The organism is Bradyrhizobium sp. JHI2711, assembly GCF_056156565.1.
This window is the reverse complement of record NZ_JBPZPT010000001.1, coordinates 1,972,433-1,997,796: the sequence shown is the minus strand read 5'-3', so window position 1 is coordinate 1,997,796 and position 25,364 is coordinate 1,972,433. Positions and strand designations below refer to the sequence as shown.

21 protein-coding genes are annotated in these 25,364 nt (G+C 65.7%); 12 read left to right on the top strand and 9 right to left on the bottom strand.

Annotated features, from left to right (window positions below; genetic code table 11):
* Nucleotides 1-12 precede the first annotated feature (12 nt).
* Together ACTEK7_RS09390 and ACTEK7_RS09385 are read left to right on the top strand one after the other, a co-directional pair.
* Nucleotides 13-2,526, top strand: coding sequence for a circularly permuted type 2 ATP-grasp protein (locus ACTEK7_RS09390; protein WP_225146056.1), 2,514 nt, complete (start codon nucleotides 13-15; stop codon nucleotides 2,524-2,526).
* Nucleotides 2,523-3,401, top strand: a complete 879-nt coding sequence (locus ACTEK7_RS09385) for a transglutaminase family protein (RefSeq protein WP_225146055.1) — start codon at nucleotides 2,523-2,525, stop codon at nucleotides 3,399-3,401. The genes ACTEK7_RS09390 and ACTEK7_RS09385 overlap by 4 nt, the downstream gene beginning before the upstream one ends.
* A 74-nt stretch (nucleotides 3,402-3,475) precedes the next feature.
* On the opposite strand, the gene ACTEK7_RS09380 is transcribed toward ACTEK7_RS09385, so the two are convergent.
* Genes ACTEK7_RS09380 through ACTEK7_RS09370 form a run of 3 tightly spaced genes read right to left on the bottom strand, consistent with a single transcriptional unit; the run spans nucleotide 3,476 to nucleotide 7,190 of the window.
* Nucleotides 3,476-5,587: a xanthine dehydrogenase family protein molybdopterin-binding subunit gene (locus ACTEK7_RS09380; RefSeq protein WP_225146054.1), complete on the bottom strand. Its 2,112-nt coding sequence runs from the start codon at nucleotides 5,585-5,587 to the stop codon at nucleotides 3,476-3,478.
* A complete protein-coding gene (locus ACTEK7_RS09375) occupies nucleotides 5,584-6,561 on the bottom strand; it encodes an FAD binding domain-containing protein (RefSeq protein WP_036006148.1) in 978 nt (325 codons plus the stop codon). The genes ACTEK7_RS09380 and ACTEK7_RS09375 overlap by 4 nt, the downstream gene beginning before the upstream one ends.
* A 2-nt stretch (nucleotides 6,562-6,563) precedes the next feature.
* Nucleotides 6,564-7,190 carry a (2Fe-2S)-binding protein gene (locus ACTEK7_RS09370; RefSeq protein WP_036006185.1) on the bottom strand — a complete coding sequence of 209 codons (627 nt, stop codon included), beginning with the start codon at nucleotides 7,188-7,190 and terminating at the stop codon, nucleotides 6,564-6,566.
* Nucleotides 7,191-7,864: 674 nt separating this feature from the next.
* On the opposite strand from ACTEK7_RS09370, the gene ACTEK7_RS09365 reads away from it, so the two are divergent.
* On the top strand, nucleotides 7,865-8,452 hold the full coding sequence (locus ACTEK7_RS09365; protein ID WP_051056896.1) for a helix-turn-helix domain-containing protein: 588 nt from the start codon (nucleotides 7,865-7,867) through the stop codon (nucleotides 8,450-8,452).
* A gap of 142 nt (nucleotides 8,453-8,594) precedes the next feature.
* On the opposite strand, the gene ACTEK7_RS09360 is transcribed toward ACTEK7_RS09365, so the two are convergent.
* The 5 genes from ACTEK7_RS09360 to ACTEK7_RS09340 all read right to left on the bottom strand — a co-directional run bounded on the left by ACTEK7_RS09360 (nucleotide 8,595) and on the right by ACTEK7_RS09340 (nucleotide 13,721).
* The gene (locus ACTEK7_RS09360; RefSeq protein WP_225146053.1) at nucleotides 8,595-9,419 is read right to left on the bottom strand and encodes a phosphodiesterase; all 825 of its coding nucleotides are present in this window, start codon (nucleotides 9,417-9,419) and stop codon (nucleotides 8,595-8,597) included.
* Between the two features lie 68 nt (nucleotides 9,420-9,487).
* A complete protein-coding gene (locus ACTEK7_RS09355; RefSeq protein WP_225146052.1) occupies nucleotides 9,488-10,768 on the bottom strand; it encodes an ABC transporter substrate-binding protein in 1,281 nt (426 codons plus the stop codon).
* Nucleotides 10,769-10,796: 28 nt separating this feature from the next.
* The gene (locus ACTEK7_RS09350; protein ID WP_225146051.1) at nucleotides 10,797-11,633 is read right to left on the bottom strand and encodes a carbohydrate ABC transporter permease; all 837 of its coding nucleotides are present in this window, start codon (nucleotides 11,631-11,633) and stop codon (nucleotides 10,797-10,799) included.
* On the bottom strand, nucleotides 11,630-12,577 hold the full coding sequence (locus tag ACTEK7_RS09345) for a carbohydrate ABC transporter permease (RefSeq protein WP_225146050.1): 948 nt from the start codon (nucleotides 12,575-12,577) through the stop codon (nucleotides 11,630-11,632). Before ACTEK7_RS09345 ends, ACTEK7_RS09350 begins: the two co-directional genes overlap by 4 nt.
* Nucleotides 12,570-13,721, bottom strand: a complete 1,152-nt coding sequence (locus ACTEK7_RS09340; protein WP_225146049.1) for an ABC transporter ATP-binding protein — start codon at nucleotides 13,719-13,721, stop codon at nucleotides 12,570-12,572. The genes ACTEK7_RS09345 and ACTEK7_RS09340 overlap by 8 nt, the downstream gene beginning before the upstream one ends.
* Before the next feature lie 152 nt (nucleotides 13,722-13,873).
* Here ACTEK7_RS09340 and ACTEK7_RS09335 point away from each other — a divergent pair, with 152 nt between their 5' ends.
* From ACTEK7_RS09335 to ACTEK7_RS09300, 8 genes are all read left to right on the top strand, one after another.
* Nucleotides 13,874-14,773, top strand: coding sequence for a LysR family transcriptional regulator (locus ACTEK7_RS09335; RefSeq protein WP_225113516.1), 900 nt, complete (start codon nucleotides 13,874-13,876; stop codon nucleotides 14,771-14,773).
* Between the two features lie 210 nt (nucleotides 14,774-14,983).
* Nucleotides 14,984-15,811, top strand: coding sequence for an HD domain-containing protein (locus tag ACTEK7_RS09330; RefSeq protein ID WP_225146048.1), 828 nt, complete (start codon nucleotides 14,984-14,986; stop codon nucleotides 15,809-15,811).
* Nucleotides 15,812-15,944: 133 nt separating this feature from the next.
* Nucleotides 15,945-16,838, top strand: coding sequence for an alpha/beta fold hydrolase (locus ACTEK7_RS09325; RefSeq protein WP_225146047.1), 894 nt, complete (start codon nucleotides 15,945-15,947; stop codon nucleotides 16,836-16,838).
* A 171-nt stretch (nucleotides 16,839-17,009) separates the two neighbouring features.
* On the top strand, nucleotides 17,010-17,636 hold the full coding sequence (gene folE, locus ACTEK7_RS09320; RefSeq protein ID WP_036006126.1) for a GTP cyclohydrolase I FolE: 627 nt from the start codon (nucleotides 17,010-17,012) through the stop codon (nucleotides 17,634-17,636).
* Between the two features lie 144 nt (nucleotides 17,637-17,780).
* On the top strand, nucleotides 17,781-18,356 hold the full coding sequence (locus ACTEK7_RS09315; RefSeq protein ID WP_036006124.1) for an HdeD family acid-resistance protein: 576 nt from the start codon (nucleotides 17,781-17,783) through the stop codon (nucleotides 18,354-18,356).
* Nucleotides 18,357-18,579: 223 nt separating this feature from the next.
* Complete coding sequence (locus tag ACTEK7_RS09310) at nucleotides 18,580-19,791, top strand: ABC transporter substrate-binding protein (protein WP_036006122.1); 1,212 nt, start codon at nucleotides 18,580-18,582, stop codon at nucleotides 19,789-19,791.
* A 295-nt stretch (nucleotides 19,792-20,086) separates the two neighbouring features.
* Nucleotides 20,087-21,301: an acyl-CoA dehydrogenase family protein gene (locus ACTEK7_RS09305; RefSeq protein ID WP_225145147.1), complete on the top strand. Its 1,215-nt coding sequence runs from the start codon at nucleotides 20,087-20,089 to the stop codon at nucleotides 21,299-21,301.
* 156 nt (nucleotides 21,302-21,457) lie between these two features.
* Nucleotides 21,458-21,751: a hypothetical protein gene (locus ACTEK7_RS09300; protein ID WP_225127281.1), complete on the top strand. Its 294-nt coding sequence runs from the start codon at nucleotides 21,458-21,460 to the stop codon at nucleotides 21,749-21,751.
* Nucleotides 21,752-21,965: 214 nt separating this feature from the next.
* On the opposite strand, the gene ACTEK7_RS09295 is transcribed toward ACTEK7_RS09300, so the two are convergent.
* Nucleotides 21,966-23,705, bottom strand: coding sequence for a methyl-accepting chemotaxis protein (locus ACTEK7_RS09295; protein WP_225127280.1), 1,740 nt, complete (start codon nucleotides 23,703-23,705; stop codon nucleotides 21,966-21,968).
* A gap of 235 nt (nucleotides 23,706-23,940) precedes the next feature.
* Here ACTEK7_RS09295 and ACTEK7_RS09290 point away from each other — a divergent pair, with 235 nt between their 5' ends.
* Nucleotides 23,941-25,323 carry an ethanolamine ammonia-lyase subunit EutB gene (locus tag ACTEK7_RS09290; protein ID WP_225133428.1) on the top strand — a complete coding sequence of 461 codons (1,383 nt, stop codon included), beginning with the start codon at nucleotides 23,941-23,943 and terminating at the stop codon, nucleotides 25,321-25,323.
* Nucleotides 25,324-25,364: the final 41 nt, after the last annotated feature.

Genomic DNA, 25,364 nt, shown 5'->3' with positions numbered 1-25,364 from the left:
AGGGAAAGGCCCATGGGCGAGGGCGCAGCCGAAGACAACGACCAGGCGGGCAGGGCAAATGCCCAGCAGCGGATTGCGCAGTGGGTCCGCGACTATAGCCGCCTGCCCGGCATCCCCGACGAGTTTCTGGGGCCCGACGGTGCGCCGCGCGCGGTCTGGAGCCGCTTCTTCGACGCCTTCGGCGCGCTGGCGCCCGACGAGATCGAGCGCCGCTTCGGCATGGCCGATCGCCATCTCCGCGAGGCCGGCGTCACCTACCGCGCGCCCGGCGATAGCGCCGACCGGCCCTGGTCGATCAGCCATCTGCCGCTTTTGATCGACGAGGCCGACTGGCAGCAGCTTTGCGCCGGCATCACCCAGCGCGCCGAGCTGCTCGAGCGCGTGCTGCGCGACATTTATGGCGAGGGGCGCCTCGTGGCCGAAGGCGCGCTCCCGGCCGCGGCGATCGCCGGCAGTCCCGAATATCTCCGTCCGGTCTGCGGCGTGCCGCCGCCCGGCGGACGTTATCTCTCGATCTATGCCGCCGATGTCGGCCGCGGGCCCGACGGCCGCTGGTGGGTGCTCGGCGACCGCACCCAGGCGCCATCGGGTGCGGGCTACGCGCTGGAGAACCGCCTGGTGCTGTCGCGCGCCTTCTCCGATCTCTACAAGTCGATGAACGTGCCGCGCGTCGCGCCGTTCTTCGAGGCGTTCCGCGACAGCTTGCGCGCGCGCGCCGATCGCGACGAGCCCAGGATCGGCGTGCTCACCCCCGGCAGCTTCAGCGAGACCTATTTCGAGCACGCGACGCTAGCGCGCTATCTCGGCTTCCTGCTGGTCGAGGGCGACGATCTCGCGGTCAGCGACGACCGCGTCCACATCCGCACCGTCGCCGGCCTGAAGCGGCTGGATGTGCTGTTGCGCCGGGTCGATTCCAACTCGCTCGACCCGCTCGAGCTCGATGCCTCCTCGCGGCTCGGTGTGCCCGGCCTGATCGACGTGCTGCGCAAGGACGGCGTCGTCGTCGCCAACATGCCGGGCTCGGGCGTTTTGGAGGCCCGGGCGCTGCTCGGCTTCCTGCCGGCGCTCAGCCGTCGCCTGCTCGGCGAAGACCTGAAGATGCCGCACATCGCGACCTGGTGGTGCGGCCAGCGCGTGGCGCGCGACGAGGTGCTGGCGCGGCTCGACGAGGTCGCGATCGAAGGCGCCTATCGGCGCGGCGTTCCCGGTTTCGACAGCAATGGTCCGGTGCTCGCGAGCGAGCTCGACGCGAGCGGACGGCAGCGTCTGATCGATGCGATCAGCGCGCGCGGCATGGACTATGTCGGCCAGGAGGTGGTGCGGCTCTCGACCATGCCGGTGTGGGAGCACGGGCAGCTCACGCCGCGGCCCTTCGTGCTGCGCGTGTTCGCCGCCGCCACGCCGGACGGCTGGGCCATCATGCCCGGCGGCTTCTGCCGCATCGCCGAGCAGCCGGACGCGCGCGCGGTGTCGATGGGCGACGGCGCGCGCGCCGCCGACGTCTGGGTCGTCTCCGACAAGCAGGTCGCGACCGCGACGCTCCTGCCGGCGACCGACAAGGTGCGCATCCGCCGCATCGCTGGCGTGCTGCCGAGCCGCGCCGCCGACAATCTGTTCTGGCTCGGCCGCTATCTCGAGCGCGCCGAGGCGACGCTGCGGCTGGTGCGCGCTTTGGGCTCGCCGAGCGGGCCGAACAAGGGCACGGCGGCCTCGGTGCAATCGGCCGAACGCATCCAGCGCCTCCTTGTCGCCTGGGGCGCGGTCTCGCAATCCTCGCGCACGGCCGCGGGGCGTATCGTCGCCGAAGCGCTGCAGGGCGCGGATCGTTTCGGCTCGGCCCTGTCGCTGGTGAGGGCGGCGCAGCGCACGGCGACCTCCTTGCGCGAGCGGCTGTCGCCCGATGCCTGGCAGGTGATCACCGAGATGGCCGAGCGCCTCGCCATCGAGGTGGAGGACGACGACAGCGTGCTGAGCGCCGCCGAGCTGACCTTGCAGGAGCTGGCGAGCTTCGCAGGGCTCGCGCAGGAGAATATGAATCGCGCCGCGGGCTGGCGCTTTCTCGATATCGGCCGCCGCATCGAGCGCGCCATCAACACCACGCGCTTCACCCGCCAGTTCGCCTATGACGAGGCCGGCGACGAGGATCTCGACATCCTGCTGACGCTGGTGGATTGCCAGATCACCTACCGCTCGCGTTATCTGCTGGCGCCCATTCTGGCCCCGGTGCGCGACCTCGCGGTGCTCGACGGCTACAATCCGCGTTCGGTGGCGTTTCAGGTGACGACGCTGAACGAGCACATTGCGGCGCTGCCGAGCCTGAAGGAGCATGGCCTGATCGAGAAACCGCAGCGTCTCGCCGTGGCGATGCAGGCGATGCTCGCGACCGCCGAGGCCGAGAAGCTCGAGGTCAAGACGCTGTTCGCCCTGGAGCAGGATCTGCTCAGCCTCGGCGAGGCGATCGGGCAGCACTACTTCCCGCACGGTCCCAATGCCAGCCGGCCGGAAAAGTTGACGGGGCTGGCGTGATCTACGACATCCGCCACGTCACCACCTACGAGTACGAGAATCCCGTCAGCTTCGCCCGCTGCACGCTGCGGCTGGAGCCCAGAAGCGGCGTCGGCCAGGAGCTGATCTCGCACGAGGTCGAGATCCAACCGCGCCCGGCCGAGCGCAATGTGCGGCGCGACTTCTTCGGCACGCTGACCGAGAGCGTGACGATCGAAGCCGCGCATCGCAATCTGCGCATCGACTCGCGCTCGCGGGTTTCGATCTCGCGCCGACCGCCGGCGCGCGATGCGGTCAGCCCGCCCTGGGAGAGCGTCCGCGACATCGCGTTCGAAGCCACCAGCCTCGGGCCGTCCTCGCCGGTCGGTTATGTCTTTGCCAGCCCCCTGGTGCCGGTGCTGCGCCCGGTCAGCGCCTACGCCGGGGTGAGCTTTCCGCCCGGCGTGGGCATCCTCACCGGCGCCGTCGACCTGATGCGACGCATCCGCGGCGAATTCCGCTACGATCCGAAGGCGACCGTGATCTCGACACCGCTCGACGAAGTCTTCGACAAGCGTCACGGCGTCTGCCAGGACTTTGCCCATGTCATGATTGCTGGCTTGCGCGGGCTCGGCCTGCCGGCGGCCTATGTCAGCGGCTATCTGCGCACCATTCCGCCGCCGGGCCAGCCGCGGCTGCAAGGGGCCGACGCCACCCATGCCTGGGTGTCGCTCTGGTGCGGGGCCGAGCTTGGCTGGGTCGATCTCGATCCGACCAACGATCTCCTCATCGGCAACGATCACATCGTGCTCGCAATGGGACGCGATTTTTCCGACGTCTCGCCGGTCGACGGCATCATCGTCGGCTCGCCCAAGCAGAAGCTCGGCGTCGCCGTCGACGTGCTGCTGGTGGAGTAGGGTGGGTACGTCAGCCTCTTCGATGCAGAACAACCACATGCCCAGGAGTGGCGTATGCCACCCTCTTTACAGCGCTAAGCGGTCAGCACGTCTTCGATTCGGATCGGCAGGGTGCGGACGCGCTTGCCGGTCGCATGAAAGACGGCGTTTGCGATCGCGGGGGCGATACCGACCAGGGCGATTTCGCCGAGACCCTTGACCCCGAGTTCATTGACGTGCGGATCAGCCTCCTCGACGAAGTGCGCTTCGATCTGGGGAATGTCCAGGTTGACGGGCATCAGGTAGTCGGCCATGTGAGCGTTGACCGGCCGGCCGTCGCGCGCGTCGAGAACGGTGCACTCCATCAGCGCCATACCGATGCCGCCGACCATGCCGCCGGTGCATTGGCTGTGGGCGAGACGCGGGTTGACGACGCGGCCGATGCCATAGGCGCCGACCGCGCGGCGAACGCGGATCGTGCCGACGTCGGGATCGACGGCGACCTCGACGAAGACGGCGCCGAACGAGTGCATCGAGAACCTGGCGGCAGCCTCGGGATCCCGTTGAGACGACGCCGTGGCTTCGATCGGCCGATCGTTCCGGCTCTTCGCGGCCTGTTCTCGCACGGCGATGCAGGCAGCGCGGATCGCGGAGCCCACCGAGGCCATGGTCCAAGAGCCGCCGTGGGATGGGGCAGGCGGATAATCGGAGCGACCAAGGCTGAAGCGCACCTTTTCGACAGGGAGCCCGAGAGTCTCGGCGGCGACCTGCGTCATCGACGTATAGGTGCCCGGACCCATGTCGCTGGCCGCGATCTCGACCTCGGCTGTCCCGTCCCGAAGCAGCCGCGCCCGCGCGGTGGCCGGCGCGTGAAAGGCCGGATAGCTTGCCGAGGCTACTCCCATCCCGATCAGCAGGCGGCCGTCGCGCATCGAGCGCGGTTCGGGCGTACGGCGCGACCAGCCGAACCGTTCGGCCCCGAGATCGTAGCATTTCATCAGCGATCGGCTGGAGAAGGGCTTGTTTTCTCCCTCGTCGATCTCCGGCTCGTTCCGGCGCCGCAGATCGATCGGATCCAGGCGGAGCTTATAAGCCAACTCGTCCATGGCGCATTCGAGCGCGAAAACGCCGCTGGCCTCGCCAGGGCCACGCATGTGGTTTGGCGTTCCGGTATCGAGCGGGACCAGACGGTAGCGCGTCCGCACGTTGGGCGAGGAGTAGAGGAACGTCGTGACCGAGGTCAGAGCTTCCATGAATTCTTCGTAGCGACTGGTCTCGCCCGTGCCTTCGTGCACCACGCTGATGAGCGTTCCGTCCGCCGTGGCGCCGAGAGCGATCCTCTGCACCGTGCGCGGCCGATGTCCGGTGGTGAAGAACATCTGCTTACGCGTCAGGACGAGCTTCACCGGGCGCCCCACGTGCCGGGCGGCCATGGCCGCGAGCGTCACATGGGGCCAGGTTCTGAGCGAGGTCCCGAAGGCCCCGCCGATGAACGGGCAGATGACCGTCACTTTTTCGGGCGACAGACCGAAGATCGCCGCGATCTCGGCCTGCTCGTTGACGACGAACTGGCTCTTGCTCCAAAGCGTCAGGCGGTCGCCGTTCCAGCTGGCGATCGTCGCATGCGGCTCCATCGGATTGTGGTTCTCGCGCGCGATGTCATAGGTCTCATCGACCTTCACCGGCGCGTCGGCCAGGGCCTTATCCGCACTTCCGCGCGCCTTGTCGGCGGGCAGCCGGGCGTCCGGCTGTTTGCCAGCCTCGGGCACGATGGGACGGGCTTCGGGACCTGCGGAATCGATGATTGGCCGCTCGGCCTTGTAGGTGAGGCGCAGCGCCGCGGCGGCGCGCTCCGCCTGCGCAATGGTTGCGGCAACGACGAGCGCCACCGGCTGTCCGTGGAAGCGCACATGGTCGTCCTGCAGCACATGCAGCCGCTCGCCCGTCGCCGGATCGATGTAGCTCTTGTGCGGGCGGTACGCCAGGCGTGGCGCGTTGAGATGCGAGAGGACGGCGAGAACGCCCGGCATCTTCTCGACCGCCGCGCTGTCCACGCCGGTCACTCGTCCAAGCCCTATTGTGGCGCTGACGATCACGGCATAGGCCTGGCCGGGCTGATTAAAATCGGCCGCGTACCGCGCGGAGCCCGTGACCTTGGCACGGCCATCCACGCGGGGCAGCGGCTGTCCGATGACGCTGATGGTCATGCAATTCCTCCCGTCATTTCGAAGGCGCGGACGATCGTCCGCGGCAGGAGTTCGAGTTTGTAATGATTGCCGGACAGCGGGCGGGCCCCTTCCAACGCCGATCGGGCGGCCGCCTCAAACACCTGCCGGCCCGGTACCTTGCCGATCAGCGCCGCTTCCACCGCGCGCATGCGCCAAGGTCGGGTGCCGACCCCGCCAACCGCGAGCCGCGCGCCGCGGATCACGCCGTCCACGACGTCGAGCGCCGCTGCCGCGGAGACCAGCGCAAATTCGTAGGACGCGCGGTCGCGCACCTTGAGATAGCGCGCCCGGCGGCTATCAGGCCCCCCGGGGACCCGCACTTCAACGATGAGCTCGCCCGGCAGCAGCGTGTGTTCGAGATGGGGAGTGTCGCCGGGCAAGCGAAACAGCTCCTCGACCGGGAAAGTGCGCTCGCCCTTCGGCCCCCTGACCCGCATAGTGGCATCGAGCGCGACCAGCGCGACCGCAACGTCCGAGGGGTGCGTCGCCACGCAGTGATCGCTGGTGCCGAGAATGGCGTGACCGGCATTCAGGCCGTCGCGTGCGGCGCAACCCGAGCCAGGGCTGCGCTTGTTGCAGGATGCGTCGAGCATCCGAAAGTAGGGGCAGCGCACGCGCTGGAGCAGGTTGCCGCCGATCGAGGCCATGTTGCGCAGTTGCGGCGAGGCGCCCTCGATCAGGCTCTCGGAGATCAGCGGGTAAAGACGCTGAACATCGGAATGGGCGGCGATGTCGGCCATCCGCGCGAGCGCGCCGATGACGAGGTCGGACCGGTCGACGCGAATACCGGACAGCGGAAGCGCATTGATGTCGACGAGCTGCTGTGGCTGCTCCACCTCGTCGCGCATGAGATCGACCAATGTCGTGCCGCCGGCGATGAGGCGGCCTCCGGAGGATGCGGCGGCGACGGCGGCCTCGATGGAGGTCACCTTCTCGATCGTGAACGGGAGCATGGTCAGACCCTCTTGGCGGCGTCGGCAACGGCGGCGACGATCCCGGGATACGCCCCGCAGCGACAGATATTGCCGCTCATCCAGAACCGAATGTCCTCCGGCGAGCCCGCATGGCCTTCGGCGATGCAGCCGACGGCCGACATGATCTGCCCGGGGGTACAGAAGCCGCACTGCAAGCCGTCGTGCTCGACGAATGCGCTCTGGAGCGGATGAAGCTCACCATTCTTCTCGAGACCCTCGATCGTCTCGACAATGGCCCCGTCGTGCATCGCAGCCAGCGTCAGACACGACACGACCCGCCTGCCGTTGAGCAGGATGGTGCAAGCGCCGCAGGCGCCCTGATTGCAGCCCTTCTTCGTACCGGTGAGACCGAGATCTTCGCGCAGAAGGTCGAGCAGGGATTGCCGCGTATCCAAGTCGAGCTCCTGTCTCGTTCCGTTCACGTTCAGACGAACCCGTGCCGTCGATGCAGCGGGCTTGCTTTCGGATGCGGGTTGCGCGGTAACCTGGGGCACCACCGCCATGGAAGCCGCTCCGCCGACAGTCAGCAGGAGCGAACGGCGCGATACTCCGCCCCGCGTGCTTTCGGTCTCAGCAGCGCCGGCGGCGAACGGTTCTTGGTTTGTCATGGTGGTCGGGATCCCCTCGGATGATCCGGCCCAGTAGGCCATGATCCCGACGGACGCACCGTTCCGATATTGCGGCGACTATCGCAATCTTGCGACGAAGTGGCGCCCGCGCCTGTGGACTCTGCTTCTCGCCCATCGCGGCCAAGGCAGCCCAGCTGTGAGTGGTAGACCGGGCGCAATGAGATCAAGCCCAACCCACGTGCCACTTGCCATCGGAGTTGTCTCGATACCGCGAAGTCAATCATGCGCACTATTTGTGCAATCAGCCAGACATTGCGACATTTCGACCGCAGCTTCCATTCCCGCCATGTCGTGAAACATGGTATGTCGATGAAGCGCCTGTCGCGGGTGCGGCCAAATATGACATAACCAAAGCGATGCCTGATCGAAATCCTTTTCAGACGATGGTCCGGCTGCTATCGGAAGCCCCGCCGCCTTTGGCACCCATCCAGTTGAACTGCGGCACACAACTCACTCATCGTTTTGTTCGTGGCACGCGTTATGGCTATGCCCCAGGCATGCCCGGACACCTTGTCGGCACCTACTATGGAGAGCCTCAGCACAGTGCGTGGACGGTTGAGCGACGGCGGCTCTCTGCCCCGCTGCGGCCGAATTCTATCACTGTGATTCCCGACCGGCATGATGGAGATTGGGAAGTTGAAGGACCGCTCCACGTGTCCCATGTCTATCTCACCAACGAACGACTGGAGCATTGCCGAACACTCATCGGGGGGCGAGGCAAGGTAGAGCTGGCGCCACGCGTCGGCAGCGAAGACGCTGTGACCTCACAGCTTCTTGCAATCCTCAGCGACCCCGACGTCATTGTCGATCCTTCGGCAAAGTTGCTGGTCGATCGCGCGGTTGACCTACTCTGCATCCAGCTATTGCGTTCGCACAGCATAGTGCAGCTGCCGCAGAGCCTCGCTTATACTCGCGGCGGGCTCGCGCGCTGGCAGCTCAGGCGTGTGACCGAATACATGCTGGCGCATCTCGACAAGCCGATCGGCCTTGACGAACTAGCGTCCCTGGTCGGCCGCAGCCGCTATCATTTTTGCTCGGCGTTCCGTCTCTCGACAGGATTGACGCCGCATGTCTGGCTAACTCGGCAACGCATGTTGCTTGCACAACGCCTGCTGAATGATCCAAATCTATCGATCAGTGAAGTTGCGCTCGCAGTCGGATATTCAACGCCGTCGGCTTTCGCCCAGACTTTCCGCAGAATTGTCGGCACGACGCCGCGAAATTTCCGCCGATCCTTGTAGCCTCACATCGGATGTCAGCTTCTGGCCCATCTCCGACCCGGGCGAGGACGCCAGCGCGCTGCTATCGAGGTGGAGCGGACTCTCCAAGGAGTGCAGCGCGGGCTTATGAATACGCGCCCCTGGAAAGGGTCGGCGCTCGCCGTCACCGCACCATGGTCTCGCGATCCCAGGCCTTGTAGTCGGGCGAACCTTGGATGCGGATCGGACCGTCGTAGCCGTATTCCACCATGTGCACGGTCACATAGTCCTCCCCGAAAAATGCGACGCCGTAGGATTGCGGCAGGTCGCAGGCGCTCAGCAGCTTCGTCTCGGAGAAGAGCGGGAAGCTCGCATGGTTGGTGCCCCGCAGCGACGAGACGGGGACGCCTGCAATCGAGCCTGCAAGCGGCAAGTGACAATGCCCGAAGAAGACGTGGCGGATCTTGGCCCGGTGGCGACTGACGAGATGCCGGAATGGAGCCTCGTCGATCAGGCCGATCTGGTCGAACGGGACGAGATGCACAGGCATCGGGTTATGGTGCATGAAAAGCAGGAACGGCCCGTCATGCTCGGTAAGCCGGGCCTCGAGCCAGCCGAGACGATCGTCGCAATAGCGGCCGGCGTGCGTTTCCGGATGGGCGGTGTCGAGGAACAGGCAGCGGCCGGCAGCCGTATCGTGGATGCCCTGGACGAAGCCGTTCTCGTCGGCGAGGTCGGGGAACACGCTCAGGAAGGCGGCGCGCCGGTCGTGGTTGCCGATGCACAGCCGCACCGGCAGCGGATATGCGTCGAGGCGCTGCTTGAGCCATTGATAATCGGCGAGATCGCCCCAATCCGAGAGGTCGCCGGTGATCACCATCAATTCGGCGTCGTGATGATCGTGCAGCGCATGCGCCAGCGCCCGCTCGAAATTGACGCGCGGATCGCGGCCGCCGATGGTCGCACCGGGCGCCGTCAGGTGAATGTCGCTCAGATGCAGCAGTTTCATCGCCAGCTCCGGTCATCGAGGCGGCACGGGACGCCGAGGGCGTCCCGTGCCGGGGGATGTGAGGATGGTCAGCGCGCCGCGCCTGTGGTCTTCGGCAGCAGCTTCTGCACGTCAGCCGTCATGTCGGCGAGGACGGCCTCCGGCTCCTTGGCGCGCGCGCCCGACATGATCGAGTTGAGATGGTCCTTGATCACGTCGGTGATCTTCAGGCCGTTGTCGCCGGGGAAGGCGTACCATTTGGTGAGCAGCGCGAGCTGGCTGACCGCGGTGTAGTTGTTGGGGTTCTTGACGTAGAAGTCCTTCAGATAGACCTCGTTGGCGACCTTGTTCGGCGGCATGTAACCGGTGGTCTCCGCCATGATCGCGGCGCCCTTGGGGCCCGTCCAGAATTTCACCGCTTCCCAGGCGGCATCGCGCTTGGCCTTGTCCTTGGCGAGGATCAGCACGACGTTGCCGCCGGCCGGCAGCCTGCCCTTGGTGGAGGCGACGTCCGGGAACGGAATCGTCTTCAGCGCGAACTTGCCGCCGGTCATCTGCGTGACCTTGTTGAGGTCCGAGGTCGAGGTGACGTGGAAGCCGGTCTTGCCGGCCGCGAACGCCGCGCGCATCGACGGCTGGTCGAGATTGGGCATGCCGGCCTCGTTGACGAGCCGCGCGATCGTATTGATGGCGAACTTGCCTTCCGCTCCGTCGAACGCGACCTTGGTCTCGTCGGCATTGAGCATGGTGCCGCCGCGCGCGAACACCGGCGCCTGCCACAGCCAGTTGCCGGTGATGTCCCAGGCATAGGTGACGCCGTTGGTGTCGTTGCCGAGCGCCTTGATCTTCTTGGCCAGCGCGATCAGCTCGTCCCAGCTCTTCGGCAGATTGTTCACGTCGCCGCCGGCCTGCTTGACCAGGTCGAGGTTGACGTAGACGATCGGCAGCGAGATCGCGAAGGGCAGGGCGTAGACCTTGCCGCTGGCGGTGCCGATGTCGAACATCGCCTGGTGGAAGCCCTGCTTGTCGAAATCCTTCTCCGCGGCGATGTAGCCGTCGAGCTCGGCCGGGATGTTCTTGTCGACCAGGACGCGGATGCGGTTCAAGCCCTGGAACGAGACGTCAGGCATCTGATTGGTCACGGCCTCGCGCAGCACCTTCTGGGTGCCGTCCTCGTAGGATTCGTAAGGCGCCCGCATCGTGACCTTGATCTCCGGGCGCACCTTGGCGAATTCCTCGGCGATGCGCTTGTGCGTCTCGGTGAACAGCTCCGGATAGGGATATTGCATCACGATCTCGGTCTTTGTCTGCGCGAGCGCAGATCCGGCCGCAAGCGACAGAGCCGCCGCGGCGATGATGGTCTTCAGCATGATAGACTCCTTGTTTGAGGTGACGTGGCTACTTGATCCCGGTGAGGGTGATGCCCTCGATGAAACGGCGCTGGGCAAAGAGGAAAGCGATGACGAGCGGCGCGATGATCACCATCGCCGCCGCCATCAGCGGGCCGTAGCTGGTGCCGGCCTCGCTGTTGCGGAAATGGGCGACCGCGAGCGGCGGCGTGCGCAAATGCTCGCTGTTGAGCACGATCAGCGGCCAGAAATAGTCGTTCCAATGCGCGACCACGGAGAAGATGCCGAAGGCGGTCACTGCGGGAATCGCGGCCGGCAGCATCACCCGCCAGACGATGCCGAATTCGGAGATGCCGTCCATGCGCGCGGCGTCGACGAGATCGTCGGGCACGGTCTTGAAGAACTGGCGCATCAGGAAGATGCCGAACACCGAGATCGTGAAGGGCATGACGAGTGCGGCATAGCTGTCGAGCAGGCCGATCTTGTGCAGCAGCAGGAAGACCGGGATCGCGGTCGCCTGCGGCGGGATCAGGATCCCGAACAGCACCAGCGCGAACAGCGTCTCGCGGCCGAGGAAGCGAAGTTTTGCCAGCGCGTAGGCCGCCGGCAGCGCCACCATCACCTGCAGCACGAAGATCGAGACCGTGACGATGATTCCGTTGAGCAGGAAGCGCAGCAGATTGGCCTTGGCGAAGGCCTCGCGCAGGTTTTCCATCAGCGCGAACCGGTAGGGGATCAGGTGCAATTCGCCGGAGAAGATCTCGGTCTGCGGCTTGGAGGCGGTCGAGATCATCCAGATGAAGGGGGCCAGCATGAGCGCGGCGCCCGCGATCAGCAGCACGTGACGGAGGATCGCCCGGAACGGGATGGGATGCGCGTTGCTCATGTGTAGTGCACGCCGCGATCGGAGAGCCTCGATTTGATCAGCGTGAGCAGGAGGACGAAGACCAGGAAGACCACGGTGATCGCCGCGGCGTAGCCCGAGCGGAAGAACTCGAAGCCTTCCGTGTACATGCTGTGGATCAGCACCTCCGTGGACTTCGACGGGCCGCCCTTGGTCAAGACGTGCACGGTGTCGAACACCTGGAACGAGCGGATGCCCGAGATCACGACGACGAAGGTCGTGACCGGCCCCAGCATCGGCCAGGTCACGAGGCGGAAGCGTGCCCAGCCGCTCGAGGCACCGTCGATTTCCGCCGCTTCGTAAAGCTGCTTGGGAATGGAGACGAGGCCGGCGAGAAACAGCACCATGTTGAAGCCGACGGCCTGCCAGATGCCGATCGCGCACAGCGCATAGAGCGCGGTGTTGCGGTCCTGCAGCCAGGCGAAGGCCGGCAGGCCTGCGCCGCGGAGCAGCCCGTTCACCAGGCCGAATTGTGGATGCAGCATGAATTCCCACACCACCGCCATCGCGATCAGGGTCGCCATGACCGGCAGGAAATAGATCGTCCGGTAGAGGCTGCGCAGGCTGGTGCCGCTCTGGATCAAAAGCGCGATCGCAAGGCCGGCGATCACCGCGCCGGGCACCGCGATCACGACGTAAGCCAGCGTGTTGCGCAGCGCGGTCCAGAACACCTTGTCGGCGAACAGGTCCTGGTAGTTGGCGAGCCCGATCCAGGAGAAATGCGGCGCGCCGAGCTGATAGTCGGTGAAGGAGAGGGCGATCACGCCGGCGAGCGGACCGAGCAGCATGACCAGCATGAGCGCGGCGGCCGGCGTCACCAGCGCGTAGGCGGCATGGGCCCGCCTGCTGCCATGGGCCGGCAGCGTGCGCCTTGTCGTGGCCGCGGGAGCGCCGGCCGCGCCGATGGTCATGGAGCCGTCAGACATGGGCGGGCTCTCGGATGCGCTCGGCCTGCTCCACTCTGAGCTCGATCCGTTTCCCGGCCGGATCGAACATCCGCACCGCGTCTGGTGCGAAGCCGAAGGCGACGGAGCTTGCCATCGCCGGCAAATGTTTGACGTCCGCGAGCCGCGCGATCAGGCGCGACCCGGTGCCTTCGACCGCCAGATGCACGAAGGCCTCGGCGCCGAGATTCTCCAGATGGACGACGGTTCCGGAGAACGGCCCGGTGCCGAGCTCGATCCGCTCAGGACGGACCCCGATGCGGCAATCGCCGACCGCCGCATTGCACGTAAGTTTCAAGGCGGTCCCCAGCACATCGACGCCGCCGTCCTTGCGGATCCGGCCGGGGAGGATGTTGATCTTGGGGCTGCCGATGAATTCGGCAACGCGGATGTCGCCGGGCTCGTTGTAGATCTCGGCCGGCGTGCCGGCCTGGATCAGCTCACCGCCCATCATGACCGCGATCCGGCTCGACATCGTCATCGCCTCGGCCTGGTCGTGCGTGACGTAGACGAACGTCGCGTTGAGGCGGCGGTGCAGCTCGGCGAGTTCTGCGCGCATGTGGACGCGCAGCTTGGCGTCGAGATTGGAGAGCGGTTCGTCGAACAGGAAGGCGAGCGGCTCGCGCACCATGGCGCGTCCGACCGCGACGCGCTGCCGCTGTCCGCCGGACAATTGCCCGGGCTTGCGCCGTAGCAAGGGAGCGATGTCGAGCTGCTCGGCAATCGCTTCGACGTCGGCGCGGATGTGCCGCTCCTTGGCGCGCCTGCCCGGCAGCAGCGCCCCCAGCAGCGGCAGCCGTTCGATCGCCGAGAGGCGCCGCATCCGCAGCGGCACCGCGATGTTGTCGAAGGCGCTCAAATGCGGATAAAGCGCATAGGATTGGAACACCATCGCAAGATTGCGTGCGCTGGGGCGAATGCCGTCCACGGGGCGGCCGTCGATGCGGACCTCGCCGGAATTCTGCGGTTCGAGCCCGGCGATGATGCGGAGCAGGGTCGACTTGCCGCAGCCGGACGGCCCGACCAGCGAGATGAACTCGCCGTCCCCGATCCGGAAATCGATGCCTTTCAGGACGTCGGTGCCGTCAAAGGATTTGCGGATTGCGGAAAGTTCGATTTGCGCCATGCGCGCTGATCCCCTGCTGGCCCGTTTGCGGCGCATGAGGAGTAGGAAGCGCATCTGACATTCACATAACGGTCAATGGCCCAGCTTATGGTCGTCCCAGGTTTTGCTTTCGGGTCCGGAAGACGGGGAATGTTGATCTTGGGTTGCTTGTCGTGGCGTTGACGTCCTCGCGCGTCCGGGCGGTCAATGCGGTGTTCGAGACCGGTAGCTTTGCCGCTGCGGCGAGGCGGCTCGGCGTGTCGCAGCCGGCCGTTGCGCAGCTGGTGCGCGACCTGGAGGCCGAGTTCGGGGTGGCGCTGTTCGACCGGCACGGCCAGACCCTGATTGCGACGTCGCTGTGCCGGCGGCTCTATGCCGCGACGAGCCGCATGCAAGCGGTCGAGGCGGATGCGCTCGCCATCCTGCAGCAGCGCGACGAGCTCACGGGGGGTGAGCTTCGCATCGGGCTCGGCAACGCCATGCCCGGCATGGCGTTGATCGCGGCGTTCCGCAACCTCTATCCGAAGATCCAGATCAACATCGAGATCGGCAGCTGGTCGGCGATCATGGCCGCGGTGGTCGACCAGCGCGTCGACGTCGCCGTATTGCCGGAGGTGCCGCATGACAACCGCTTCCGGCGCGAGCCCTGCGTGCAGCAGCGCGTCGTTGCGATTTGCCATCCCGTTCACGATCTCAGCCGCCAGTCGCGCGTGTCCATCGCCGGCCTCATGCAATATCCGCTGGTGTTCCGGACCCGGGATTCCGCGACGCAGCGCGCCGTGGACCGGGCGTTTCGCGCCCTCAACCTGCGCGCCAGTCCGGCGATCATCGTCAATACGCGCGAAGGAATGCTGGAGGCGGTGGCCAACCGGCTTGGTGTCGGCTTCGTCTGGGAGCACGGCTCGAGCCGCATCGACCGGATCGCGAAGGTGGCGATCGCGGAAATCGAGGCGGAGTCGCCCGAATACATCTTCTCGCTGGCCGGCAAGCGCGGCAAGCTGGTCGAGTTGTTCTACCTGGCCAGAAGCCTCTCGCGTCCGGCCGACGGCGCCGATATTCTGGCCGCGCCCTGAGCGGCGGCCGCCTTCCCGCCGCCTTGGGTTGTGCTAAACTGTGACGGCAACCGTGATGTTGCGCAGCGGGACGGAAAGGTATTTGCGCATTTTCCGTTCCCGAAGTTTGGTTACCCGGCCCAAGATGGGCTATGCTCCCCGCTGCGTCGATGACAAGAATGAGACGTCGGGAGACGGCATGGGATACCAGCGGCGGACGGGGCTGCATCCATGATGACCTTACCCAGACTGGCGGCGGAAACCCTGGAGAAGATGCTGGGTACGTTCATGCGTCGCCGGTACGACGAAGCTTCCGCTCGGGTCTTGGAGGGCTCGACGCGTACAGCGATGGAGTGTATCGGCAACAGCGATGCGCTCTACCACAACATCGAGCATACCATGCTCGTGACGCTGGCCGCTCAGGCGATCCTCTCGGGGCGCAATCTCCATGCGCATCTTGCGGCGGAGGACTATCTTCACATCCTGATTGCCTGTCTTGCGCACGACATTGGCTATGTCCGCGGCCTGTTTCCGGAGGATGACGAGGACGGTTTCATCATCGACGAGGCCGGGACCAAGGTGTCGCTGCCGCGCGGTGCATCGGATGCCAGTTTGATGCTGTATCACGTCGATCGCTCGAAACTCTTTGTGCGGCGGCGATTGCCCCCGATCCGCGGTATCGATTCCGAGCGGATTGCCCGCGCCATTGAGGGCACTCGCTTTCCCGCCCGTGAAGGGCAGGAATATGATAAGGAAGCCTCGATCCTGCGTGCGGCCGACTTCATCGGCCAGCTCGGCGATCCCAACTATCTGCGCAAGGCCAACGCGCTCTATTACGAGTTCGAGGAGGTCGGCATCAACCGCCAGCTCGGCTACGACTCGCCCGCCGACATCGTGAACCGCTACCCGCAATTCTATTGGAACAGCGTCGCTCCGCACATCCAGACCGAGATCGGCTATCTCAACAAGACCGAGATCGGCCGGCAATGGATCGCCAACCTCTACAGCAACGTGTTCCGCGCCGAACGTGACATCTCGCTGTCCGGTCCGCAGAAATAGACCCCTTGTAGCCCGTAGCCCGGATGGAGCGTAAGCGAAATCCGGGATTCGCGGATACAGGCGTCCCCGCATTGCGCTTCGCTCCATGCGGGCTACAAGAGCTCTGCGCAACGAGATCATCCGTGAGCAAATCATGCAACAAAAAACCATCACCACTGATATCCTCGACATCGCTTATCGCGAATACGGTGCGCCGGACGGCTGGCCCTGCGTCATGGGGCATGGCTTTCCCTATGACGCGAACGCCTATGCCGAGACCGCGCCGATCCTCGCCGAGGCCGGCGCCCGCGTGCTGGTGCCCTGGCTGCGCGGCTACGGGCCGACGCGGTTTCGCTTCGCCGAGACGCTGCGCTCCGGCGAGCAGGCGGCGTTAGGTGCCGATCTCTTGGCCTTCATGGATGCGCTCGGGATCAAGCGCGCCGTCGTCGGCGGCTACGATTGGGGCGGGCGTGCCGCCTGTGTGGTCTCGGCGCTCTATCCGGAGCGCGTGGTCGGTCTCGTCTCCGGCAATTCCTACAATATCCAGAACATCGCCCTCGCCATGGAGCCGGCTTCGCCGCCGGAGGAGGCGGCGTTCTGGTATCAATATTTATTCCACAACGAGCGCGGCCGCCGCGCGCTGCAGCGCAACCGCCGCGGCTTTGCCCGTCAGCTCTGGACGATGTGGTCGCCAAAATGGGTCTTCGACGACGCAACGTTCGAGACGAGCGCCGTGTCGTTCGACAATCCTGATTTCGTCGACGTCGTGATCCATTCCTACCGCCATCGCTACGCGCTGGTGGCGGGCGATCCCGCCTATGCGGGGATCGAGGCAAAGCTCGCCGCGCAGCCGACGATCCGCGTCCCGACGATCGCGATCGACGGCGACAGCGACGGCGTCAATTCCGGCACCGCCCACCACGCGCGCAAGTTCGAGGGATTTTTCGAGCGGCGCGTCTTCACCGATGCCGGTCACAATTTGCCGCAGGAGCGGCCGGCCGAATGGGCACAGGCCGTGATCGACGTGCGGAAAGCGGCTGCGTCATAGGCGGCCCCGAGGCGCCCTCGGCGCACCTCATCATGAGGGGATTGGCGGGTCGGCACTAGGCCATCCATCCGTTCCCCAAATTTCCCCGACTTTCAGGAACCTTTTCCGATTGCGGCGGTCCAAGCTGTGGGCCCGCTTCCATATGCGGGCTCGTTGCAGGGGAGAAGCTTGATGAAGTCACAAGTGCGCAAGCTGGAACGTGTCGCCGTGGCGCAGACGCCGTCCGATCGGCCTGACAGGGCGGAGGTCGAACAGGCGATCCGGACCATGATCCGCTGGGCCGGCGATGATCCCGCGCGCGACGGTTTGCGCGAGACACCTGCTCGCGTTGCACGCGCGTTCGCAGAGTATTTTTCCGGATACGCGCAGGATCCGACCGAGATCCTGCAAAAGACCTTCGAGGAGATCGAGGGCTATGACGAGATGATCGTCCTGCGCGGCGTTCGCTTCGAGAGTCATTGCGAGCACCACATGGCGCCGATCGTCGGTCGCGCCTGGGTCGCCTATATTCCGCAGGGGCGCGTCGTCGGCATCTCCAAGCTCGCACGCGTGGTGGACGTCTACGCAAAACGGCTCCAGATCCAGGAGAAGATGACCGCACAGATCGCCAACACCATCAACGACGTGCTCAAGCCCGAAGGCGTTGGCGTCATCATCAAGGCGACGCATCACTGCATGACCACGCGCGGCGCGCACAAGCCCGGGACCGATCTCGTCACCAGCCGTATGCTGGGTGTGTTCCGCGACAATGCGCTGACGCGCCAGGAACTGCTGGGGCTCGCCAGTTCGGACGATTGACCTGCGCTCGGCGCTGACCCGCCGCATTCGATCTTGATTTGCGTCAAGGTTGCGGCAGGTGAGGTCTGCTCTGCTGGGTGTTGTCTCGGTCGGGTGCGTGCTATCATGGCGTGTGCCCGGGGGCTTCGCATGCAGGAGTGGCCCATGACAACTGCGTCAGATACGTCTCATCCGTCCGGTCTCGGCTCGGGAATGGCTGCGCTACACGCCAAATGGGGCTGGATCGTTGCGCTCGGCGTCGTCTACCTGATTGCCGGCTTCGTCGCGCTCGGCAGCATGGTGATGGCAACGGTGGCGAGCGTGATCGTGGTCGGCGCAATGATGATCGTCGCCGGCGTCACCGAGGTGATCGGCGCATTCCAGATGAAGAGCTGGGGAAAGTTCCTGATCTGGGCCTTGCTCGGTGTGCTCTACATCGTTGCCGGCTTCCTCACCTTCGCGAACCCGCTCTTCGCCGCGGTTCTGCTCACGCTGTTCCTCGGCGCCTCGCTGCTGGCCTCCGGCGCGGTCAGGCTGTTTCTCGCCTTCAGCATGAAGCGCGAAAGCCCGTGGGGCTGGGTGGCGGTGTCGGCCGTCGTCACGCTGCTGCTCGGGCTGCTGATCCTGGTGCGCTGGCCGGTGAACAGCGTCTACATCCTCGGCCTGTTCCTCGGCATCGACCTGATCATGGCCGGTGCCGGATGGGTCAGCTTGGGCTTCGCCTTGAAGCGGCGCGGCTAAAGCATGATCCGGAAAAGTGCCGAAGCGGTTTTCCGGAAAGCTCATGCGTCAAGAACAACCTGACGCACGATGACGATTCATCAAAATCTCGTCGCGCTTCAGGCGATGCCATCAGCAACTCGACGCAAGACCATCTTGATGAACTCCGCTGATCTGACGCGCTGACAAGAAGCAGCGCGCCGCGCGGTCGTTTCGCCGCGGCGACAATCATTGGGGAGAAACCATGAAAGCCGCTTTGGCCCTGGCCGCAGCGCTGGCTGCCGCCTGCTTGTCCGCTCCTGTCTCCGCGCAAAAATCCTACGGTCCTGGAGTTAGCGACACCGAGATCAAGATCGGCAACACTATGCCCTATAGCGGCCCGGCATCGCCGCTCAGCATCACGGGACGGGTGATCTCCGCCTATTTCGACGAGATCAACGAGAAGGGCGGCGTTGGCGGCCGCAAGCTCAACCTGATCTCGCTCGACGATGCCTTCTCGCCGCCCAAGACCATGGAAGCCGCGCGGCGCCTCGTCGAAGGCGACGGCGTCGCCTTCATCTTCGCCACCATGGGCACGGCGCCGAGCTCGGCGATCGCAAAATATCTCAACAGCAACAAGGTGCCGCAGATCTTCCTGATCAGCTCGGCCTCGAAGTGGAACGATCCCGCCAACATGCCTTGGTCGATCGCGCTGCCCTGGGCGCCGAACTACACCAGCGAGGCTGCGATCGACGTCGCCTATGCCCGCGCCAGGAACCCGAATGCGCGCTTTGCGGTGCTCTACCAGAACGACGACGCCGGCAAGGAATATCTTCGCGGCGTCAAGGAGGCGCTCGGTGCCGACGCCGACAAGGCGATCGCGATGGCCTCGAGCTTCGAGGTCGCCGATCCCACCGTCGATTCCCAGGTCCTGACGCTCGCCAATACCAAGGCCGACGTCTTCATGATCTATTCGGTGACGCCGCGCGCCTGCGCGCAGGCGATCCGCAAGGCGCACGAGGTCGGCTGGCAGCCGACGCGCTTTCTGGCCTCCGGCTGCGCCAACAAGGCCACCGTGATGGCGCCCGCTGGCCTGGAGGCCGGCAAGGGCGTGCTGTCGCTCGGCGCGCTCAAGCCGTTCGTCGAGGCGCCGAAGGACGATCCGGCGATGACGGCCTATATCGACTTCATGAAGAAGCGCCTGCCCAATGCCGACATCAACAACGTCGCCGGCCTCTATGGCTACACCGTCGCCGAGGCGCTGGTGGCGCTGCTGAAGCAGTGCAAGGACAACCTGACGCGCGAGAACATCATGGCGCAGGCCGCGAATCTGAAGAACGTGCCGCTGTCGCTCCTGATGCCCGGCATCACCCTCAACACCACGCCGCAGGATTTCCGCCCGATCAAGGACGGCTACATGCTCCAGTTCGACGGCAACGACTGGGTGGTGGCAAGCGAGCTGTTGCGCGGGACGTGAGAGGCGGGTTCTCGCGGCGGATGCGAAATCGTAGGGTGGGCAAAGGCGCACTTGCGCCGTGCCCACGATCTATCAATGATGACCGAGAAAGAGCGTGGGCACGCTTCGCTTTGCCCACCCTACGAGACTGATGTCTCCATCACGTCATGGCCGGGCTTGTCCCGGCCATCCACGCATTTCCCCGCGGCACGAAGAACGTGGATGCCCGGGCCTTCGCCTCGCCGAAGCGGCTTCGGCCGCGCAGGCGGGATAAGCCCGGCATGACGACCTCAAATGTAGCGAACAGGAGACCACCATGGACTTTCACCACTCCGCCCGTTCGCTGGAGCTCCAGGACCGCGTTCGCCAGTTCATGCAGGCCCATGTCGAGCCGGTCGAGGAGCTCTACTACGAGCAGGTCAAGCCGGAAGCTTCACGCTACAAGACTCCGCAAATCCTTCAGGATCTGAAGCGGCGGGCGCGCGAGCAGGGGCTCTGGAACCTGTTCCTGTCCGGCGAGCACGGGCCGGGTCTGACCAATCTCGAATACGCGCCGGTGAAGGAGATCATGGGCCGCATCCTCTGGGCGCCCGAGGTCTTCAACTGCTCCGCGCCCGATGTCGGCAACATGGAGGTGCTCGCAAACTACGGCACCAAGGCGCAGCAGGAGCGCTGGCTGAAGCCGCTCCTGGAGGGGCGCATCCGCTCCGGCTTCTCGATGACGGAGCCGCAGGTCGCCTCCAGCGACGCCACCAACATCCAGTGCGAGATCCGGCGTGACGGCGACGACTACGTGATCAACGGCCGCAAATGGTTCACCTCGGGCGCGATGAACGAGGATTGCGAGATCCTGATCGTGATGGGCAAGACCGCACCCGACCATCCCGACCGCCATCGCCAGCAATCCATGATCCTGGTGCCGAAGAATACGCGTGGGGTGCGCATCCTCCGCGACATGCTCACCTACGGCTATGACGATGCGCCGGTCGGCCATCCCGAGATCGTCTACGACAACGTCCGCGTCCCCGCCGAGAACATTCTGCTCGGCGAGGGCCGCGGCTTCGAGATCGCGCAAGGCCGGCTCGGCCCCGGCCGCATTCACCACTGCATGCGCCTGATCGGCTGCGCCCAGCGGGCGCTGGAATTGATGTGCCAGCGCGCGGTCTCGCGCGTCGCCTTCGGCAAGCCGCTCGCAGAGCAGGGCTCGGTACGCGAGGACATCGCGCACTCCTTCTGCGAGATCGCGCAGGCGCGCCTGCTCACCTTGCAAGCCGCCGACAAGATGGACCGCGAGGGCAACAAGGCCGCGCGCGACCTGATCGCCGCGGCCAAGATCGTGGTCCCGAGCATGGCCGCCCGCGTCATCGACCGCGCCATTCAGATCCACGGCGCCGCCGGGGTCTCGCAGGACACGTTCCTCGCGCGCGCTTACGTCTATGCCCGCTTCATCCGCATCGGCGACGGGCCGGACCAAGTGCATCTCGCGGCCGTCGGCAAGGAGCTGATCAGGCGCGGCGGGGTGATGGGGTAGCGCCGTGGCCCTTGGCCGGATTGCGCATCGGCGGCGCTTCGAAGCGCCGCGACGGGCAAGTCTTTTGGCCGCGATGCAGTATGGCCTCAGATCAGTGTAGTACGATAGTAACTGCTGACCGAGAGTGACCCTGCACGCCATGGCGGGTTCACCCAGGTGAAAGAGCACAGATCGCTTTTGCGCGAGAAAACGTCCGATGCCGAAGGCGAGCGCGCAAGACTGGACAGCATCATCGATTTCGAGCGGCGGCACTTGCTCGCGGACCTGCGCGCCGGTCGTCCGGATGTGATCCTCGTGGATACCCGGCTGCTCAGCGCGGTCCCGTTCGACTGGCTGGCCTGGGCAAGGTCCGATCCGGAGCTCCAGGCCGAACTAAGTCGTTACCGCGAGCTCGAGGATGCCGGCGGCCGCGTCCGGATCTTGGTCGCTCGATCGGGTTCGGAGCGGTAACCCCGTTCGGTTGCCAGCCGCGGCACAGGCGCCACGCTCGGCATGCTGACATCATGCCCCTGTTTTGCCCGACGAGTCAAAATCGGTCCGTAAAAACAGCAGGGCTTCGCGCCGGGCCGCCAAGCCATTGAAAAAGCTGACCCCCGTCTACTGTGCATGGGGTTGTTTTTCCGTTTTTGCTGGAGCGACCGTTTTCGCGGCGCCAGGCGGGCAGCTACCCCGCCTTGGCGATGCGACCGTCCGCCGACCCCGCGCGCAGATTCTGGAAGAACGTCTCCACCTCCCGCGACAGCGTCTGCGCCGTCTCGGTCAGGCTGCTGGCTGCGGTGAACACCGAAGCCGCCGCGGTATCGGTCTCGCCGATGGCATCGCGCAGCGAGGTGATGTTCGCCACCAGCGTCTCGTTGCCTTGGGCAGCGCTTTGCGCGTTGGAGGAGATCTCGCGCGTGGCCTGGTCCTGCTGACTGACGGCGCCGGCAATCGCGGACGTGACCTCGTTGATCTCGCGCACCGCCCCGCCGATCTCGCGCACGGCGTCGACGGCGTTCCGCGTCGAGGCCTGGATCATCGCGACGTTCTCGCTGATCTCGGCCGTGGCCTTGGCGGTCTGGCCCGCGAGCGCCTTCACCTCGTGGGCGACGACGGCAAAGCCGCGGCCGGCATCGCCGGCGCGCGCCGCCTCGATGGTGGCGTTCAACGCGAGCAGGTTGGTCTGCTCGGCGATCGCCTGGATCAGGTTGAGCACGCCGTCGATGCGTTGCGTGGCTGCAGCGAGGCTCTCGATCTCGGAGATCGACTTCTCGGTGCGCTGGCCGGTCTGCTCGACCGCGCCGGCGCTCTGTCGCACCTGGCGGCCGATCTCCACCACCGAGGCCGAAAGCTCCTCGGCCGCGCCCGCCACCGCGGTGACGTTGTGCGAGGCCTGCTCGGTGGCGTTCGCCGCGGTGCCGGCGCGGCTGCTCGCATCCGCAGTGACACGCGTGATGGTCTGCGCGGTCTCGCGCATGACGGAGGCGTTGTCGCTGAGGCCGCGCATGATCGCGCCGATCGCCTCGCGAAATTGCTCGACGGACCGCTCGACGTGACGGGCGCGCTCCTCGCGCGCGGCGGCGTCTTGCGACACTTGCGAGGCGAGATTGCGGTTGCGCCCCATCGAGTCCTGGAACACCTGGATGGCGCGGGCCAGCGCGCCGATCTCGTCGGCGCGGTCGGAGTGCGGCACCACGACATCGGCGGCGCCGTCGGCGACCTGCTTGATGGTTGCGGTGATCGCGGCGAGCGGCCGGGCGATCGAGCGGGCAATGATGACGATGCCAGCGACGACGAGGGCCAGCGCCACGCCGCCGAGGCAGGTGAGGATGAACGACAATGTGCGGGCGGTCTCGGTCTGCTGCGCGATCTGCCTGCCGCGCTCGGCATAGACCTTTGACAGCGCCTCGAGGTCCTTGTTCAGCGCCGAGCGGACGCTGCGGTTGGCGTCGTTGTCGCCCCATTCGCGGCCCGCTGCCGCGTTGATCTCGACGCCGCGCCGCACCAGCTCCTTGCGGAACTCGACGAACTGCTCGATGCGCTTCTTGAAGGTCGCGAACTGCTCGGCATCGTCGGCCTTGACGATGGTCTCCCAGCGCTTCACGACGTCGAGGATCTGGGCGTTGAACTTGAGCAGGCCGTCGCCGTATTTCTTCACCACGGCCGGCTCGGTCGACATGTAGATGCCGCGCGATTCCATCACCACCGCATAGACGAGGGAGTTGACCCGCTCGACGTTCAGCGCGGCGGCATTGGCCGTCTCAATCGCGACTGCGAGGTCCGCGCTGCGGCGGCTGTTGTAGTCGGACAAGATCGCGATCGCTGCCGTGAGCAGCGCGAACAGCGCGAAGATCGCATAGAGCTTGCTGGCAAGCGTGAAGCGGCCTGCCGGCTTGGCGGCATTCCCAGATCGGTCGGATGTCATGATGTTCAAGGAGCCCGGATTGGCCTGACCGGCCGGTGAACGGGGTCAGGCAAATTGTTGCAAAACTATGCAGAACGAAGATGGACGCCTCGTTAACGCGCGGCCTGGCCGCCTCCGTCCTTGGTCAAAGGAAAGGTAAGTCATTTCAGCGCCTTGATCCGAAGGTTTAGTTTCAGGATAGTCTTTTGGGATAGTCTTGGAGTCGGCCGTTGGCCGAGCAACCCCGGAGAGACCCTTGGTCTACCGCCACAGCATCGACGCCACGACCTACAGCTTCCCTGACCTGCGCGACCTGCTCGCCAAGGCGACACCCCCGCGCTCCGGCGACCGGCTGGCCGGCATTGCCGCTGCCAGCTCCGAGCAGATGATCGCCGCGCGGATGGCGCTCGCCGATGTGCCGCTCGGCCAGTTCCTGCAGGAAGCCGTCGTTCCCTACGAGGCCGACGAGGTCACCCGCCTCGTCATCGACAGCCATGACGCCAAGGCGTTCGCGCCGGTGGCATCGCTGACGGTCGGCGCCTTCCGCGACTGGCTGCTGTCGGACGCCGCAACGCCCGAGATCCTGCGCAAGCTGGCGCCCGGCATCACGCCGGAGATGGCGGCCGCGGTGTCGAAGCTGATGCGCAACCAGGATCTGATCCTGGCGGCGCGGAAATGCGAGGTCACCACCGCCTTTCGCAACACTATCGGCCTGAGGGGGCGGATGAGCACACGCCTGCAGCCGAACCATCCCTTCGACGATGCCAGGGGCATCACCGCCTCGATCCTCGACGGCATCCTGCTGGGGGCGGGCGATGCCTGCATCGGCATCAATCCCGCCAGCGACGACCCCGCCGTCATCGCGCAATTGCTGCGGCTGCTCGACGAGATCATCGCGCGGCTACAGATCCCGACGCAAGGCTGCGTCCTGACCCATGTCACGACGACGCTGTCGCTGATCGGGCAGGGCGTGCCGGTCGACCTCGTCTTCCAGTCGGTAGCGGGCACCGAGGCCGCCAACCGCAGCTTCGGCATCGACCTCGCACTGTTGAAGGAGGCGCAAGAGGCCGGGCTGTCGCAGTCGCGCGGCACGGTCGGGCGGAACCTGATGTATTTCGAGACCGGCCAGGGCTCGGCGCTGTCGGCGGGCGCCCATCACGGCGTCGACCAGCAGACCTGCGAGGCGCGCGCCTATGCGGTCGCCCGCGCCTTCGCTCCGCTGCTGGTCAACAGCGTGGTCGGCTTCATCGGCCCGGAATATCTCTATGACGGCAAGGAAATCATCCGCGCGGGGCTGGAGGATCATTTCTGTGGCAAGCTGCTCGGCCTGCCGCTCGGGGTCGACATCTGCTACACCAACCACGCCGAGGCAGATCAGGACGACATGGACAATCTCCTGACGCTGCTCGCCGCCGCCGGCGTCACCTTCATCATGGGTGTTCCCGGTGCCGACGACGTCATGCTGAACTACCAGTCGACGTCTTTTCACGACGCGCTCTATGTCAGGGACGTCTTCGCGCTGCGCCGCGCGCCGGAATTCGACGACTGGCTGGCGCGCTCGGGCATTGCAGGTGCCGATTTCCGGATTGCCGGCGATGCAGGCCTGCTGCCCGATTTTGCCGCGCGGCTGATCGCATGAGGCGGAAGGTCAACTCGGTTGGGAAACCATCGGCGCCTCTC